A 15,416-nucleotide genomic window follows, 5' to 3' on the forward strand; every position below is an offset into this window, starting at 1 on the left:
TGTTGCACAGGCGGGTCAAGAGTTTGCCGACAGCGCTGTGACCTGCTGTTTTATCAGAGAATCTTTAACGGTCAGTGTCTTGACTTGTACGAAAGCCGATGCCTATGGTGTCGCCCAACGGGACAGATGGCCGTTCAGCGGGACAGGAGCGATCATGGTTCGTGGTGACGAGACGCTCGACTCGGTGGACCGGGTCGCGGCAGTGCTACGGGCCTGCGCCGCCCATCAGGGCGGCAAGAGCGTCCGCGACCTGGCCGCCGATCTCACCCTCAGCAAGAGCGCGGTGCACCGGCTGCTGGTCTCCCTCGAACACGTCGGTTTCCTGCACTACGACTCGCCGTCCGGCCGCTACTCCATCGGCGAGGGGATCCTCGAACTCGCCGCCACCTATCCGCGACGCAGTGACCTGGTCGGCGAATCCCGTCCGATGCTCAGCGACCTCTGGTCCGAGGTCGGCGAGACGGTCTGCCTGCACATGGCAGTCGGCTGGCAACGCATGACGATCTTCCAGTACGAGTCGCCGCACGACCTCCGGTTCGCCACCTCGATCGGGGAGCTGTATCCGCTCTACGCCGGTGCGGCCGGACGCGCGCTGCTCTCCCTGTTCCCCGACGGCGAGATCGAGCAGTACCTGGACGACGTCGACCTCAAGCCCGTCACCGGGCGCACCATCGTCGGCAAGGACGACCTGCTCGACGGCATCGCCCGTACCCGCACCGACGGGTACGCGTTCAGCCACGGTGAGCGGGTGACCGGCGCGATCGGCATCGCGGCACCGATCGCGGTGCCCGGCCGCCCGCCCTTGTGCGTCTCGGTCTACGGCCCGGCCGAACGCATCCGCGCCGCGCAGACCACCGCACTGGCCAAGGCCGTCGTCCGGACCGCGCAGGCCTGCGCCGCAGCACTGGGCGGCGGCCGATGACGGCCCGCCCACTGGACGGGGTCCGCGTCCTCGACCTCACCATCTTCCTGTCCGGCCCACTGTCCACGATGTACCTCGCCGGGCTCGGCGCAGAGGTGGTGAAGATCGAGCGTCCCGGCGCTGGCGACCCGGCACGCGGCAATCCGCCGTACCTCGGCAGCGACGGGATCAGCTTCGGCCGCCCGGACGGCGACCAGATGTCACTGTCCATGCTCAAACGCGGCCGAGGCAAACGCAGCCTCGCGATCGACCTCAAGCAGGATCGCGGTCGGCAGACCTTCCTCGATCTCCTCGCGGTCTCCGACGTCGTGGTGGAGAACTTCCGTCCGGGCACGATGGCTGCCCTCGGGCTGGCGCCGGCAACCCTGTTGGCGGCCAACCCCCGCGCGGTGGTCTGCTCGATATCCGGATTCGGTCAGACCGGCCCGAACGCGGCCCTGCCCGCGATGGACCTGGTCGCGCAGGCGCTGTCCGGGATGATGTCGCTGACCGGCAGAGCGGATGATCCGCCGTTACGCACCGGAATCGCCTCCGGCGACGTGATCGCCGGACTGACCGCCACCATCGCGATCCTCGCCGCGCTGCGGCACCGGGACCGCACCGGAGAGGGACAACTGCTCGACATCTCGATGCAGGACGCACTCCTGGCATCGGTGTTCGACGAAGCGCCCGACCTCTACACCCGACGCGGGATCCCGGTGCGCACCGGTAACCAACGCACCCGCCTCACCCCGTTCAACAGTTACCGGGCCGCCGACGGCTGGCTCGTCATCACCTGCGGCAACGACGGACACTGGCGGTCGCTGCTCACCGCGATGGGCCGCGCCGACCTGGTCACCTCCGGTTTCTTCGCCGCACAGGAACAACGGATGGCCGAGGCGGCGGAGGTCGACGCGTTCGTCGAGCAGTGGACATCCGCCCGCTCCCAACACACCGTGATCGAGACACTGCGGGAGCACGGCGTGCCGTGCGCACCGGTGCTCGAGGTCCTGCAGATCGTCGACGACGCCCATGTGCGTTTCCGTGGCGTGCTGCGGCCGGTCGAGCATCCGCTCGCCGGGCCCGTCGACGGGATCGCGGCGCCGGAGCTGCCGATGGCCTTCTCCGCCACCCCGGCCGGATTCGACCGGGCCGCACCGACGCTCGGACAGGACACCGACGTCGTCCTGTCCGGGCTGCTCGGCCTCGACACCGGCACCATCGCCGAACTCCGCGAGCAGGGGGTAGTGGGATGACATCCGAGGACGCGACCCTGGTGGTCTCCGCCGTCCGCACCCCGGTCGGCCGGTACGGCGGCAGCCTCCGCGACGTGCCGACGGTCGACCTCGGCGCGCTCGTGGTCGGGGCGGCCGCCGAACGGGCCGCAGTGGCCCCCGACGAGGTGGGCTCGGTGGTTCTCGGCACCTGCCTACCCGGCCCGCCGATGACCGCCGCCCGGGTCGCCGCCATGCTCGCCGGCCTTCCCGAATCGACACTGTCGCTGACCGTCGACCGGGCCTGCTGCTCGGCGATGACCGCCATCGGCGTCGCCGACGCCCAACTGCGGACCGGCCTCACCGACCTGATCGTGGCCGGCGGCATGGAGAACATGAGCGCGACGCCCCACCAGTTGCCCCGACGCTGGGGCAACCGCCCCGCCGACGTGGTGGCCGAGGATCCGTTGATCATCCGCAACCCGGTGCTCGGCGCCCCGGTGGCCCGGTACACCGGCGAGGTCGGCCTGGAGTTCGGATACGGCCGCGAAGCCCAGGACGAATGGGCGCTGACGAGCCAGCGACGGTGGGGTGCCGCCCACGAGGCCGGCCGCTTCGACGCGGAACTGCTGCCGGTGACCCGGCCGGACGGCAGCGTCGTCGACCGGGACGAGCCGCCGCGCCCCGCCGTGACCCCCGAGCATCTGGCCAAGCTCAAGACGGTCTACGGCAGCCCGACCGTCACCGCGGGCAACGCGCCCGGCCTCAACGACGGCGCCGCGGCCGTGCTGCTCGCGACACCACGGACGGCCGCCGAACGGGAGCTGCGCCCGCTGGCGCGGATCCTCGGCTTCGCCTCGGTCTCCGGCAATCCGCGGTACGCCGCGGCACTGCCCGCCGATGCGATCGAGCTGGTGCTGAAGAACGCCGGAGCGACGCTCGCCGACGTCGACCTCCTGGAGGTCAACGAGGCGTTCGCGGCCACGGCGCTGGTCACCACCCACAAGTTGGGGGAGACCTACGGGATGGACGTGGCCGGGCTGCGTGCCCGGACCAACGTGGACGGGGGAGCGGTGGCGATCGGTCATCCGGTGGGCGCGTCCGGCGCCCGGATCGTGGTCCACCTCATTCATGAGATGCGGCGACGGGGCGGTGGCCTGGCCATCGCCTCGATCTGCGGCGGTGTCGGCCAGGCCGATGCGATCTACCTCGAGGTGTTCCCGCCGTCGAACAAGGAGAACGGCAATGGCTTTCCGCAATAGATTCCTCATTCCCCTCGTGATTCTCGGGCTCGTCGCGACCTCCGCGTGCGGCGACGACTCCTCCGCCGACGGCGATGACAGCGGCCCGGTCCGGCTGGGCGCGCTGTTCCCGCTCACCGGCCCCAACGCGGTGCTGGGCACGGAGACCTTCCAGGGCGCCGAGATCGCCCGACAGATGTTCAACGAGCGCGGCGGTCTCGACGGCCGTCAGATCGAGTTCGCCCAGGCCGATGCGCCCGACGCGAACGCCGCCACCAGCGAGGCGACCCGCCTGATCAACCAGCAGCGGGTGCCGATCATCATCGGCACCCAGTCGAGCGCGCTGAGCCTGCCCGCCACTCAGGTGGCCGAGCGGGCCGGCAAGATCTACTGGGAGACCGTCGCCACCTCCGACCAGATCACCAAACGCGGGTTCAAGAACGTCTTCCAGTACAACGCCACCGGCACCGCGATCGGCACCATGCAGGCCAGCGCGGTCGCCGAGTTCCTGGCACCGGCGCTGAACACCACACCCGGCGCGCTGCGGGTCGCGGTGGTCGCCGAGGACAGCGCGTACGGCGCGACGATCGGAGCGGCCGCGCTCGCCAAGGCAGAGGAACTCGGCCTGAACGTGGTGGCCAACGAGAGCTACAACGCGGCACAGACCCGGGACTTCTCGTCGCTGGTGCTCAAGCTCAACCAGCAGCGGGTCGACGTGATGATCGGCGCCCTGCTGGTCGACGACACGGTGCTGTTCTTCCGGCAGGCCGCACAGACCGGTTTCGCCCCCAAGGCCGTCCTGGTCACCGGTGGCGTCTCCAACCCCGCCTTCCTCAACACCTTCAAGGAGAAGACCAACGGCATCCTGGTCGGCGACACCCCCGCGTCGGCCTCGCTGCCGGACTCCGCACTGACCCCGGACGCGGTGGCCGTCCGCGACGAATACCGCAAGCGCTACATCGAGGCGTACGGCGAGGAGAAGCTCTCCACCAACTCCGACCTCGGCTTCTCCGGCACCTGGGTACTGCTCAACGAGGTCCTGCCGAAGGCTGCCTCACTCTCCACCGACGACATCCGGGCCGCCGCGCAGAGCCTCGACCTTCCGCTCGGCTCGACCCTGCTGGGCTACGGCATCAAGTACTCGACCGACGAGGCTAACGCCGGCCTCAACACCCGGGCGCTGACCACTGTCACCCAGTGGCAGGACGGCAAGCTCGTGACGGTCTACCCCAAGGAGTTCACCACCGCCCAGCCCATCGACCTGCCACTGCCTGCCTGGGGCAACTGACTTTAGGAGACCCGAACCCATGATCACGTTGCCGAACGGCACCGACGCATTCATCGTCGACGTGCACGCCCACGTGGGTGAGAGCCAGCTGGTCGCCAAGACCTCCGACGTCCGATCCGGGGTGTTCGGACCCGACCTGGCGATCGAGTTCATGGACGAAGCCGGCGTCGACATGGCCTGCTTCTTCCCGACGTCCAACCCGATCTCGGACTACTCCAAGGCCAGCATGGTGCTGGCCGAGGCGGGCCGGCAGCACCCGGACCGGATCATCGCCTTCGGCCGGATCAACCCGAACTACGGCGTGGAACACAACATAGCCCTGATCAACGACCTGGCCGACGCCGGTGTCAAGGGACTGAAGTTCCACCCGCTGCTCGACGGCGCCTACCCCATCAACGACGCCCGGCTGGTCAAGCCACTGATGGACACGATCGCCGAGCGGGAACTCGCGGTCATCGCGCACTGCGGCGAGGTCTGGACCGCCACCCCGGCGCTGATGGCCGACCTGGCGATGGACTTCCCGACCATCAACTTCATCGTCGGCCACATGGGCCTCTACGGGTTCCACCACGAGGCGTTCGCGTTCGGCAAGCGGCTGGACAACCTCTACCTGGACACCACCGAGTTCTACCCGGCGTGGTGGATCTCCGAAGCGGTCCGAATCGTCGGCGCGCACAAGGTCCTGTGGGGATCGGACATCCCGTACCTCCCCTACGGCCAGGAACTCGACAAGATCACCAAATGGTCCGGTGTCGCCGAGGAGGACATGCCCGCGATCCTCGGCGGCAACCTGGCCCGCATCCTCGGCATCACCATCCCGTCCGAGTCCACACCCTCGCGGACGGCGGGATAGCCATGCCCCTGGCCCAGCTGGTCGTCTCCGGCGTACTGATCGGCGCCCTCTACTCGCTGATCGCCGTCGGCCTCAACCTGGTCTTCGGAGTACTGCGGGTGGTGAACTTCGCGCACGGTGAGCTCGTCATGCTCTCGATGTTCGCCGCCTACTTCCTGCACCAGTGGTGGAACATCGACCCGTTCCTGTCGGTGCTGATCACCGCTCCGGCCGGATTCCTGCTCGGTGCCCTGGTGTACGTGGTCGTCCTCCGCCCGATCATGGGCAAGGGCTTCTTCGTCCAGGTCTTCGCCACGCTGGGCCTGTCACTCCTGCTGCTCAACGGCATGCTCTACCTGGTCAGCGGCACCTATCGCACAGTGACGACCAGCTACACCGACAACACCGTCCGCATCTTCGGTACGGTCGTGTCCACGACCCGGCTGGCGGCGTTCGGGGTGGCGGTCGTCGTCGCGCTGGCGCTCTGGGCGTACCTGCACCACACGACGTGGGGCCGGGCCATCCGGGCGACCGCCCAGGACCCGGCCGCCGCGTCCACGCTCGGCATCAGCGTCGACCGCATCTACCTGCTCACCGTCGCGGTCAGCGCCGCCATCGCCGCCGTCGCGGGCAGCCTTTTGGTACCGATCATTCCGATCTATCCGGGGGTCGGCGAGCAACTCGTGCTCGTCGGATTCGTCGTGGTGGTGCTGGGCGGGCTCGGCTCGTTCGGCGGCGCGCTCGCCGGCGGTCTGCTGATCGGTGTCATCGAGACCGTCAGCGGCTACTTCATCGGCGAAGCCGTCAAACAGGCGTGCTACTTCATCGCCCTGATCATCGTCCTGCTCCTGCGTCCGGCCGGCCTCTTCGGCACCCGTGGCGCCGAAGAGTTCCGGGTGGCCTGATGCGACGAGCGATCCCCTACCTCGCCGCGGCCCTGGTCGCGATAGCCCTCCCACTGGCGCTGACCAACGAGCCGTACTGGCTGGACATGCTGGCACTGCTCGGATTCTGGGCGGCACTGGCCGGTTCGTGGAACCTGCTCGCCGGATACACCGGCCAGGTCTCGCTCGGTCACGCCGCGTTCAGCGGGATCGGGGCGTACTCGACCGCGCTGGCCGCCACCAAACTGACCAGCAACGCGCTCGTCGGCCTGCTCCTCGGCGTGGTCCTGGCCGCGGCCATCGCGGCCATCGTCGGACTGCTGACGCTGCGCCTGCGCGGACCGTACTTCTCCATCGCCACCATCGCCTTCGCCCAGGTCGCCTCGATCACCGCACTGAACTGGAAAGACGTCACCGGTGGGGCAGAGGGGATCTTCCTGCCGTTCGAACCCGGGCCCGCCAACCTCATGTTCGAATCACCCGCGACCTACGCCATCATCTTCCTGCTCTGCGCGGTCCTGATCGCCGCCGCGACCGCCTGGATGGCCCCCTCACGCACCGGCCTCTTCCTGCGCGCGATCCGCGACGACCCGGTCGCCGCCGCCTCGCTCGGCGTCCGGGTCACCGCGCTCAAACTCGCCGTCTTCGCGGTCTCGGCCGCCATCGCCGCCGCCATGGGCGCACTCAACGCCGCACGTATCGGCTACGTCGACCCGACCGGCACCATGACCCTGCAACTGTCCATCCAGGTCGCCCTCATCGCCGCGATCGGCGGCATGGGCAGCCCCGCCGGCCCGCTGATCGGCGCGATCGGCATCATCCCGCTGCAGTTCCTGCTGCGCGCCGAACTGGGCGGCCGGTTCGGCGCCCTCTACCTCGCCGTGTACGGCCTCCTGCTGGTCATCGTGCTGCGGTACGCCCCCGGCGGCGTGGTCGACCTGGCCACCCGCGCGTACCGACGGATCCGACCCGGTCCGACACCACCGGCCATGCCCCCACCACCGGCGACGGCCACCACCGCGCCCGAGGAGGTGCGCTCGTGACCGCCCTGCTCGAACTCCGCCACGTGGACAAACGCTTCGGTGGCGTACACGCCACCCGCGACGTCAGCTTCACCGTCGACGAGGGCGAGATCCTCGGCGTGATCGGTCCGAACGGCGCCGGCAAGTCCACCCTGTTCGAACTCGTCTCCGGCTTCGTCAACCCGGACTCCGGCGAGATCCTGCACGCCGGCCGACCGATCCACCGCCTGTCCCCGTCCGCGGTGTCCCGCCGGGGCGTGGTCCGAACCTTCCAGAAGCTGCGGCCCTTCCCCGACCTGACCTGCCTCGAGAACGTGATGATCGGCGCGCTGGTCGGCGAGCGGCGAACGTCCAGGGCCCGACAGACGGCCGACGCGGCACTGCACCGGGTCGGCCTGGAACACCGCCGCGACGTGCACGCCCGTGGGCTCTCCACCGGACAGCGCAAGCGACTGGAGGTGGCGCGCGCCCTGGCCACCGGCGCCCGGCTGCTGCTGCTCGACGAGGTCACCGGCGGGGTCGACCCCGGCGCCCGCCAACAACTCGTCGACCTGGTCCGTGGACTCAACGCCGAGGGGGTGAGCATCGTGCTGATCGAGCACGACATGCGGGTGATGGAGTCACTGGCCCACCGGGTGCTGGCCCTGCACCTCGGACGCGTACTCACCCTCGGCCCACCCGCCGACGTGATCGCCGACGAGCGCGTCCGCCAGGCATATCTGGGAGGGCAGGCATGACCACGCCCCTGCTGGAAGCCCGCGACATCACCTCCGGTTTCGGTGACTACCAGGTGCTCTGGGGTGTCGACCTCACCCTCGAGGAACACGGCATCACCGCCATTCTCGGCCCGAACGGCTCCGGAAAATCCACCATGATGGCCGCGCTGTCCGGGGTGCACCGCTCCTGGGGCGGCGAGGTCCTGCTCGCCGGCGAACCGGTGCAACACCTGCCCGCACACCAGCGGGTTCCGCTCGGCATCTGCCACGTGCTCGAACGCCGACGGCTCTTCGGCTATCTCTCGGTACGCGAGAACCTGCTCCTCGGCGCCACCCTCAAGCAGGCGCGCAAACACCGCGTGGCGTCCGAGGAGCACGCGTACTCGCTCTTCCCGATCCTGGCCGAACGCGGCAAGCAACTGGCGCACCAGCTCTCCGGTGGCGAACAACAGATGCTGGCGATCGCCCGGGGTCTGATGGCCCGACCCCGGGTCCTGTTGCTCGACGAACCGCTGCTCGGACTCTCACCGGCCCAGGTCGAAGTGGTCGCGGAAGTGATCCGGCGACTGCGCGCCGAGGGCGTGACCATCCTGCTGATCGAGCAGAACGTCCAGCTGGCCCTCGGCGTCGCGGACCGGTGCGTCCTGTTGCGCGGCGGTCAGGCCGTGCTCGACGCACCCAGCGCGGACCTCACCGAGGACATCGTCATGTCGGTCTACGTCGGTGGCGACCCGGGCGAGGCCCTGCGCCGCAGCCGGGAAGGAGACACCCATGCCGGACAGCCCTGACCTCATCGACCTCTACCGGCGGATGGTGCTCATCCGCGTCTTCGAGGAGCGCGCGGTGGAGCTGCGCCGCGAGGGCCGCATCCACGGGACGGTGCACCCGTACATCGGACAGGAGGCGGTCGCCACGGGAGTGTGCGCGGCACTCGGCACCGACGACCGGATCGCCTCCACCCACCGCGGACACGGCCACCTGCTGGCCAAGGGCGGCGACCCGGACCGCACCATGGCCGAACTGTTCGGCCGGGTGGACGGCTACTGCCGAGGTCGCGGCGGATCCATGCACGTCGCCGACGTCGACCTCGGCATTCTCGGCGCGAACGGCATCGTCGCGGCCGGCGTCCCACTCATCCTCGGGTCCGCCTTCGCCGCCACCTACCTCGGCGAGCCACGGGTGTCGGTGGCGTTCTTCGGCGACGGCGCGACCGGGCAGGGCACACTGTGGGAGTCGCTGCACCTCTCGGCGACCTGGAAGCTCCCCACCGTCTGGGTGTGCGAGAACAACCAGTACGCCGTACACACCCCGGCCGCCGACGCGCTGCCCACCGAGCGGATCCACGAACTCGTCCCGCCCGCCAGCATGCCGTCGGTGCGGGTCGACGGCAACGACGTGGAAGCCGTGCACGCCACGGCGGCCGAGGCGGTCGACCGGGCCCGGTCCGGCGACGGACCGACCTTCATCGAGGCGGTCACCTTCCGCACCACCTGGCACAGCTTCCGGTACGCCAACCAGCCCGACCGTCGCCCTCAGGAGCAGCGGGACGACTGGGCGACCCGAGACCCGATCGTCCTGCTCGGCAACCGGCTACGCGCCGACGGACACGACCTGACGGCCGTCGAGTCCGAGGTCCGGAACCGGATCGAAGCGGCAGTGTCCTTCGCCGACGCCAGCCCGTACCCCGACCCGTCCACCCTGACCGAGGACGTCTTCGCGGAGGTCACCCGATGAGTGCGGCCACCACCTACGACGAGGCCGTCGACCTCGCGGTCCGGCACGAGATGGAACGCGACCCTCGGATCTTCTTCCTCGCCACCGACCCACCGGACGGGCTGGCCGCGCACTTCGGCCCGCAGCGCGTGCGCCAGACACCGATCTCCGAGCCGTCGTTGACCGGCATGTGCGTCGGCGCCGCCATGTGCGGGCTCCGCCCGATCTTCCTGTGGCGCAACGTCACCTTCGGTTTCGGCGCGCTCGACCCGGTCTTCAACCAGGCGGCAAAGCTGCGCTTCATGCTCGGCGGGCAGGTGCGCATCCCCCTGGTGATCCGGGTCAGCTACGGCGCCGGCACCGGCCTGGCCGCACAGCACATGCAGTCGCCGTACGCCATGTTCGCCGCCATGCCGGGCCTCAAGGTGGTCGCGCCGTCCACCGGCGAGGACGCGTACGGCTTGATGCGCACCGCCCTGCTCGACGACAACCCGGTGGTGTTCTTCGAAGGCGTCCGGCTGTCCCCGCAGGCCGCCGTCGTCCCCGACACGCTCGGCGAACCCATCCCGTTCGGCGTCGCCCGCACCGCCCGGGCCGGCGACGACGTGACCATCGTGGCAATCGGCCATCAGGTGCACGAGGCGCTGGCCGCCGCCGCCGACCTCGCCGCCGCCGGAATCGACGCCGAGGTGATCGACCCCCGTACCCTCGCGCCGCTGGACACCGCGACGGTCACCGCCTCGGTGCGGCGCACCGGTCGACTCGTCGTGGTGGACGAGGCACCCGCCGCGTGTTCGATCGCATCCGAGATCGTCACGTCGGTCTGCGAGGACCCGGCGGCACTGTCGGCGCTGCGGACACCGCCACGACGGATCTGCGCGGCGCCGGTGCCGATCCCGTACACCAGACCGTTGGAGCAGGCAGCGGTCCCCTCCGCGCAGCGCATCGCCGACGCCGTCCGGGACCTGATGTGACGACCGTCGTCGTGGTGCACTCGGTGACCCGCCTCGAGGCGCCCGCCGCCGGGGTGATCGCGGTGACCGGCTCGCACGGCGGACTGTTCGCCGCCGTCACCGCAGCCCGGCACCGGGTGGCCGCAGCCGTGTTCAACGACGCCGGGCTCGGCCGGGACCGCGCCGGCGTGTCCGGCCTGGCCTGGCTGGACCGGTACGCCGTACCCGGGATCGCCGTCTCGCACCTGAGCGCGCCGATCGGGGACGGACAGGCGGTCCTGGACACCGGCGTGGTCTCCGTGGTCAACGAGACGGCCGCCGCCCACGGATGCCGGCCCGGACAGCCCGCCCGCGTCGCCGTGTCCATGGAGTTCGCCGCCCCGTCCGACCTGGACTTCGCCGACGACGTCGAGGAGGCCCGGCACACCCTCGCCCCCGGCGTGGTGGGTCTCGACTCCGTCTCCCTGGTCACCCCCGCCGACCGCGACCTGGTGGTGGTGACCGGGTCACACGGTGCACTGCTCGGCGGCGTACCGGCCTCCGCCGTGAAGGTGGACGTCCGCGCCGCCGTCTTCAACGACGCGGGCGGCGGACCGGACGGGCGTGGCACCACCCGGTTACCGGCGCTCGCCGCCCGCGGCATCCCGGCCGTCACGGTCGGCGCCGACACCGCCCGCATCGGTGACGCCCGCTCGACCTACGCCGACGGCATCGTCACCGTCGTCAACGAACCCGCCGCAGCCGCCGGGATACGGCCCGGCATGACCGTTCCACAAGTCGTCTCCCGCGTTCGCCGCCACACCCCGAAAGAGGCGTCATGACCAGCACGATGTCCGGGGGCGAAGCGCTCGCCCGGTCCTTCGCCGCGCACGAGTCCGGCGACATGTTCGGCATGGGCGGCTTCCAACTGCTGCCGTTCTATGCCGCCGTCCGCACGCTCGGCATGCGCCACCACCTGATCAACGACGAACGCACGGGCGCGTTCGCTGCCGACGCCTACGCCCGGATGACCGGCCGCCCGGGCGTGTGTGACGCCACCCTCGGCCCGGGCGCGACCAACCTCGTCACCGCACTGGCGGAGTCGACCAACGCGGGAGTACCGCTGATCGCCGTCACCGGGGACACCCACCGCGGATACAGCGGCCGGCACATGACTCAGGAGACCCAGCAGGTCGAGATCCTGCGCCCGGCGGCCAAGGCACTGCTGCGGGTGGAACAGCCCGAACGGATCCCGGAACTGGTCAGACGGGCCTACACGATCGCCACCTCCGGTAGACCCGGCGCGGTGGTCCTGGACGTGCCCGAGGACGTCTGCCACGCCCAGGTGACGATGCCCGAGGACGCCTTCTGGACCGACGCCGAGACGCACCGCGTACCGGCCCGACGCACCCGGCCCGACCAGCACACGCTGGACCGCGCGGTGGCGCTGCTGGCCACTGCCGAACGTCCCGTCCTGCTGGCCGGCGGCGGCATCCATCTCTCCGGTGCACATGAGGCGCTGGCTGCGTTCGTCCGCGCCTGGGGAGTCCCGGTGGCGCACACGATGAGCGGTAAGGGCTCGGTGTCCTGTCTCGACCCGCTGTCGATCGGTCTGTTCGGGCGCTACTCGCGCTACGCCAACGACCTGATCAAAACCGCCGACCTCGTCGTGGTGGCGGGGTGCAAGCTGGGCGAGATAGCCACCGAGCGGTACGACCTGCTGCCGCCGGCCACCCCGATGATCCACATCGACGTCCTCAGCGAGGACTTCGGACGAACCGCCCGACCCACCGTCGCGCTGTGGGGCGACGCGGCCAGCACCCTGACCGATCTCGCCGCTGCCTCCTCCGCCACCACCCGGACCGGCTACCTTGAGGAGATCGACGGGCGGCGCCGGACCTGGCAGGAGCGGACCCGGCCCAGACTGACCACTGACGAGCGTCCGATCAACGTCGCCCGCCTGGTGCACGAACTCAACGGCATGCTGCCCGCCGACGCCGTGCTGATCGCCGACGGCGGGTTCGCCGCCCACTGGACCGGGCTGCTCTACGACACCAAACAGGCCGGGCGCGGGTACGTGGCGGACCGCGGCCTCGCCTCGATCGGCTACGGCGTACCCGGTGCGCTCGGCGCGGCGCTGGCCGTGCCCGACCGCCCGGTGGTGGCGCTCTCCGGCGACGGCGGTCTCAACATGTCCCTCGGTGACCTCGAGACACTGCGTCGAGCGGACGTCAACGCCACCATCGTGGTGGTGAACAACGCGGCCTCCGGATACGTGAAGGCCCTGCAGCACGTGCTCTTCGACGGCGGCTACCAGTCCTCCGACCTGTCCGAGATCGACTACGGCGCGGTGGCGTCGGCACTCGGCTGCCACGGCGTCCGGATCGAGGACCCGGAGGCGTTGGCGCCGGCTCTCACCGAGGCGGTGACCACGCCCGGCCCGAGCGTCGTCGACGTGGTGGTGACCCGGGACCCGGCGAAGATGCTGCCGGGAGTCGACAAGCGGGCCGCCTCGAAGCGCGCCGACGACCGCATCGCCTGACGTCTCGTCGGCGTCCGCGCTGTCGCCTGGAGCATGTTGGCGAGGCTCCTCAGGTAGGCAGCGGGACCCGCACACCGGTCACTGTCGCCGTCGCCCCTGTCGGACACCGACCACCAGCAACCCGATCATCCCCAGCAGGACCACCACCACGACGGCGAGGCCCGGACCCCGGTCGACGGTGAACGTGCCGGTCCGCCCGCCTGTGGTCTCCGCCTGCGCGGCGGCACCGACGGTGGCGGCGGGGTCGATGACACCCCAGCCGTACCGGGGATCCGGCGCCCGTTCCTGACCCAGTTCGGCGCCGTAGACGACGCGGGCGACCACGGCGGCGGCGTCCAGGTCCGGGTGGGCGGAGCGGACCAGCGCGACCAGGCCGGCCACGAACGGCACGGCGAAGTCGGTGCCGCTGGCCTCGACCTCCCCGGTGCCGCCCAGCCCGACACTGGCCACCGCGACGCCGGGCGCGAGCACGTCCACGGCCCGTTTCGGGTACGGGTACGCCGGTTCGTCGTCCGTGCCGACCGCCCCGACGCGCAGCAGACCGTCGTACGGGCCGTCGCCGAGCGCGGAGCCGGCCGGCGGGGCGGCGACCACGAGCACCACGTCGGCGTCGGCCGCGAAGCCGAGCAGGGCGGCGCGGTGCGCCTCGGTCAGAGTCACCTCGGCCGGCACCATCACCACGTCGGCACCTGCGTCGATCGCCAGCCCGACGGCGTCTACCACGTCGTCGCCGGCAGCCTTCCCGTCACGCAACGGGATCCGGACCGGGAGGATCACGGCCCCGGGTGCCATCCCGGTGAAGTGACTTCCTGGGCGTGCCTGTGCCGCGACGATGCCGGCCAGGGCCGTGCCCCGCCCGAGGCAGTCGGTGTCGCCCCGGCCGTCGACGACGTTCACGTCGGCACCGGGGCGGACCCGCCCGGCGAGCGCCGGCACGGTGGCGTCGACGCCGGAGTCGACCACGGCCACGGTCACCCCGTTGCCGGTGCTCCGCTGCCAGGCGACGCTCGGCGCGAGCCGCAACTGCGCCCACGGCACCGCCATGTCGCTGGTGGTGGCCGCCGAACCGCAACCGTCGCCGGAGGAGCGGCCGTCCGCTCTCGGCGGCGGTGGCGTGGGCGGGGTCGGTACGCGGGTCGGCAGGAGTCCGTGCAGGACCCCGTCGCCGTACGCGTCCCAGGGCAGGACGAGCAACCAGCCGACCCGGAGCGCCGTCGGGTCGGTGAGCACGCCACCGTCCGGCTGGATCCGTCCCTCGTTCAGCGCGACGATCGACAGGTAGCGGTCGCCACTGCCCAGCAGCCGGGTCGAGATGTCCCACAGCGACTCCGGCGCGCCGCTGCCGGTGCCCCGCACGACGTAGTACTTGACGTGGGAACCGGCCGGATTCGGCACCGGTTCGGCCCGGGCCGGCACCGGGGCGCCGAGACACAGCAGGGCGGCGACCAACGGTGCGACGAACCGCCGTGGTGCTCCCAACGATCACACCTCCAGGTCACCCCAGCCGGCCCCGTCACGACTGCCCCGCCGTCTTGCAAGATACCCGGGTCCGTCGCGGCCGTTGACCGATCACCGCGCTCCCGCCACCGTGTGAACCAGACGGTGGCGGCGTGCGTAGTGGGTGCGGCAACCCGGGTGCAGCGGGCCGGTGGTCCGGAGTGGATTCCAGTCGGGAAGGGACGGTCGACGATGGGGCTTCGCGTCAGTCGACGCCGTACCGGTGGCCTGGCTGCCGTGGTGCTGGTGTCCGCCCTGTTGGCGCTCGCGACTGCCGGCCCGGCCCGCGCCGCCGCACCTGCGGACACGCCGACACCGGCGACCACGGGGTCCGCCACGACCCGGTACTACGTCGTCGGCGCGACCGATCAGGGCGCACCGGAGTTCCTGTACCAGATCGCGGCACGCACCCTCGGCGACGGCAACCGGTTCCGGGAGATCTTCGACCTCAATCGGGACCGTCTGCAGCCGGACGGTGCGCGGCTCACCGATCCGCTGGTGCTGCGCGAGGGCTGGCTGCTGGAGCTGCCGGCCGACGCCGACGGCCCCGGGGTGACGGTGGGACCACTGCCGGAGGTGACGGAGCCGGCCGGGTCCGTCGGCGCGGCGCCGGCCGCCGGACCGGTCTCTTATA

At 70.9% G+C, this 15,416-nt stretch carries 15 protein-coding genes; 14 read left to right on the forward strand and 1 reads right to left on the reverse strand.

The window, feature by feature from the left end:
* Positions 1–154 precede the first annotated feature (154 nt).
* From EYA84_RS01580 to EYA84_RS01640, 13 genes are read left to right on the forward strand one after another with little or no spacing between them, the layout of a single operon-like run.
* Positions 155–922, forward strand: a complete 768-nt coding sequence (locus tag EYA84_RS01580; protein ID WP_131051180.1) for an IclR family transcriptional regulator — start codon at positions 155–157, stop codon at positions 920–922.
* On the forward strand, positions 919–2,157 hold the full coding sequence (locus EYA84_RS01585; RefSeq protein ID WP_131051181.1) for a CaiB/BaiF CoA-transferase family protein: 1,239 nt from the start codon (positions 919–921) through the stop codon (positions 2,155–2,157). Before EYA84_RS01580 ends, EYA84_RS01585 begins: the two co-directional genes overlap by 4 nt.
* Positions 2,154–3,377 (forward strand): thiolase family protein, encoded by a 1,224-nt coding sequence (locus EYA84_RS01590; protein ID WP_131051182.1) that lies wholly within the window; start codon positions 2,154–2,156, stop codon positions 3,375–3,377. The genes EYA84_RS01585 and EYA84_RS01590 overlap by 4 nt, the downstream gene beginning before the upstream one ends.
* The gene (locus tag EYA84_RS01595; protein WP_161594880.1) at positions 3,361–4,644 is read left to right on the forward strand and encodes an ABC transporter substrate-binding protein; all 1,284 of its coding nucleotides are present in this window, start codon (positions 3,361–3,363) and stop codon (positions 4,642–4,644) included. Before EYA84_RS01590 ends, EYA84_RS01595 begins: the two co-directional genes overlap by 17 nt.
* A 19-nt stretch (positions 4,645–4,663) precedes the next feature.
* On the forward strand, positions 4,664–5,497 hold the full coding sequence (locus EYA84_RS01600; protein WP_131051184.1) for an amidohydrolase family protein: 834 nt from the start codon (positions 4,664–4,666) through the stop codon (positions 5,495–5,497).
* Positions 5,498–5,499: 2 nt separating this feature from the next.
* On the forward strand, positions 5,500–6,381 hold the full coding sequence (locus EYA84_RS01605) for a branched-chain amino acid ABC transporter permease (protein WP_161594881.1): 882 nt from the start codon (positions 5,500–5,502) through the stop codon (positions 6,379–6,381).
* Positions 6,381–7,403: a branched-chain amino acid ABC transporter permease gene (locus EYA84_RS01610; protein ID WP_131051186.1), complete on the forward strand. Its 1,023-nt coding sequence runs from the start codon at positions 6,381–6,383 to the stop codon at positions 7,401–7,403. Before EYA84_RS01605 ends, EYA84_RS01610 begins: the two co-directional genes overlap by 1 nt.
* Positions 7,400–8,119 carry an ABC transporter ATP-binding protein gene (locus EYA84_RS01615; protein WP_131051187.1) on the forward strand — a complete coding sequence of 240 codons (720 nt, stop codon included), beginning with the start codon at positions 7,400–7,402 and terminating at the stop codon, positions 8,117–8,119. Before EYA84_RS01610 ends, EYA84_RS01615 begins: the two co-directional genes overlap by 4 nt.
* Positions 8,116–8,886 carry an ABC transporter ATP-binding protein gene (locus EYA84_RS01620; RefSeq protein WP_201272265.1) on the forward strand — a complete coding sequence of 257 codons (771 nt, stop codon included), beginning with the start codon at positions 8,116–8,118 and terminating at the stop codon, positions 8,884–8,886. The genes EYA84_RS01615 and EYA84_RS01620 overlap by 4 nt, the downstream gene beginning before the upstream one ends.
* Positions 8,870–9,832: a thiamine pyrophosphate-dependent dehydrogenase E1 component subunit alpha gene (locus EYA84_RS01625; RefSeq protein ID WP_131051188.1), complete on the forward strand. Its 963-nt coding sequence runs from the start codon at positions 8,870–8,872 to the stop codon at positions 9,830–9,832. The genes EYA84_RS01620 and EYA84_RS01625 overlap by 17 nt, the downstream gene beginning before the upstream one ends.
* Entirely contained in the window at positions 9,829–10,785 is a 957-nt protein-coding gene (locus tag EYA84_RS01630; RefSeq protein WP_131051189.1) for an alpha-ketoacid dehydrogenase subunit beta, read from the forward strand. The genes EYA84_RS01625 and EYA84_RS01630 overlap by 4 nt, the downstream gene beginning before the upstream one ends.
* Before the next feature lie 23 nt (positions 10,786–10,808).
* Positions 10,809–11,585 (forward strand): hypothetical protein, encoded by a 777-nt coding sequence (locus EYA84_RS01635; protein WP_161594882.1) that lies wholly within the window; start codon positions 10,809–10,811, stop codon positions 11,583–11,585.
* Positions 11,582–13,285 carry a thiamine pyrophosphate-binding protein gene (locus tag EYA84_RS01640; protein WP_131051191.1) on the forward strand — a complete coding sequence of 568 codons (1,704 nt, stop codon included), beginning with the start codon at positions 11,582–11,584 and terminating at the stop codon, positions 13,283–13,285. The genes EYA84_RS01635 and EYA84_RS01640 overlap by 4 nt, the downstream gene beginning before the upstream one ends.
* A gap of 78 nt (positions 13,286–13,363) precedes the next feature.
* On the opposite strand, the gene EYA84_RS01645 is transcribed toward EYA84_RS01640, so the two are convergent.
* A complete protein-coding gene (locus EYA84_RS01645) occupies positions 13,364–14,764 on the reverse strand; it encodes a S8 family serine peptidase (RefSeq protein WP_131051192.1) in 1,401 nt (466 codons plus the stop codon).
* Positions 14,765–14,974: 210 nt separating this feature from the next.
* Here EYA84_RS01645 and EYA84_RS01650 point away from each other — a divergent pair.
* On the forward strand, positions 14,975–15,416 hold a 442-nt coding region (locus EYA84_RS01650), incomplete at its 3' end, for a LysM peptidoglycan-binding domain-containing protein (protein ID WP_394347540.1).

The organism is Verrucosispora sp. SN26_14.1 (genome assembly GCF_004307965.1).
In the GTDB taxonomy this organism is placed as follows: Bacteria; Actinomycetota; Actinomycetes; order Mycobacteriales; family Micromonosporaceae; genus Micromonospora.

Coding starts and splice junctions, on each gene's coding strand:
- EYA84_RS01620 (WP_201272265.1), top strand. CDS start 8,116: ATGACCACGCCCCTGCTGGAAGCCCGCGACATCACCTCCGGTTTCGGT.
- EYA84_RS01630 (WP_131051189.1), top strand. CDS start 9,829: ATGAGTGCGGCCACCACCTACGACGAGGCCGTCGACCTCGCGGTCCGG.
- EYA84_RS01640 (WP_131051191.1), top strand. CDS start 11,582: ATGACCAGCACGATGTCCGGGGGCGAAGCGCTCGCCCGGTCCTTCGCC.
- EYA84_RS01600 (WP_131051184.1), top strand. CDS start 4,664: ATGATCACGTTGCCGAACGGCACCGACGCATTCATCGTCGACGTGCAC.
- EYA84_RS01585 (WP_131051181.1), top strand. CDS start 919: ATGACGGCCCGCCCACTGGACGGGGTCCGCGTCCTCGACCTCACCATC.
- EYA84_RS01605 (WP_161594881.1), top strand. CDS start 5,500: ATGCCCCTGGCCCAGCTGGTCGTCTCCGGCGTACTGATCGGCGCCCTC.
- EYA84_RS01580 (WP_131051180.1), top strand. CDS start 155: ATGGTTCGTGGTGACGAGACGCTCGACTCGGTGGACCGGGTCGCGGCA.
- EYA84_RS01590 (WP_131051182.1), top strand. CDS start 2,154: ATGACATCCGAGGACGCGACCCTGGTGGTCTCCGCCGTCCGCACCCCG.
- EYA84_RS01625 (WP_131051188.1), top strand. CDS start 8,870: ATGCCGGACAGCCCTGACCTCATCGACCTCTACCGGCGGATGGTGCTC.
- EYA84_RS01610 (WP_131051186.1), top strand. CDS start 6,381: ATGCGACGAGCGATCCCCTACCTCGCCGCGGCCCTGGTCGCGATAGCC.
- EYA84_RS01595 (WP_161594880.1), top strand. CDS start 3,361: ATGGCTTTCCGCAATAGATTCCTCATTCCCCTCGTGATTCTCGGGCTC.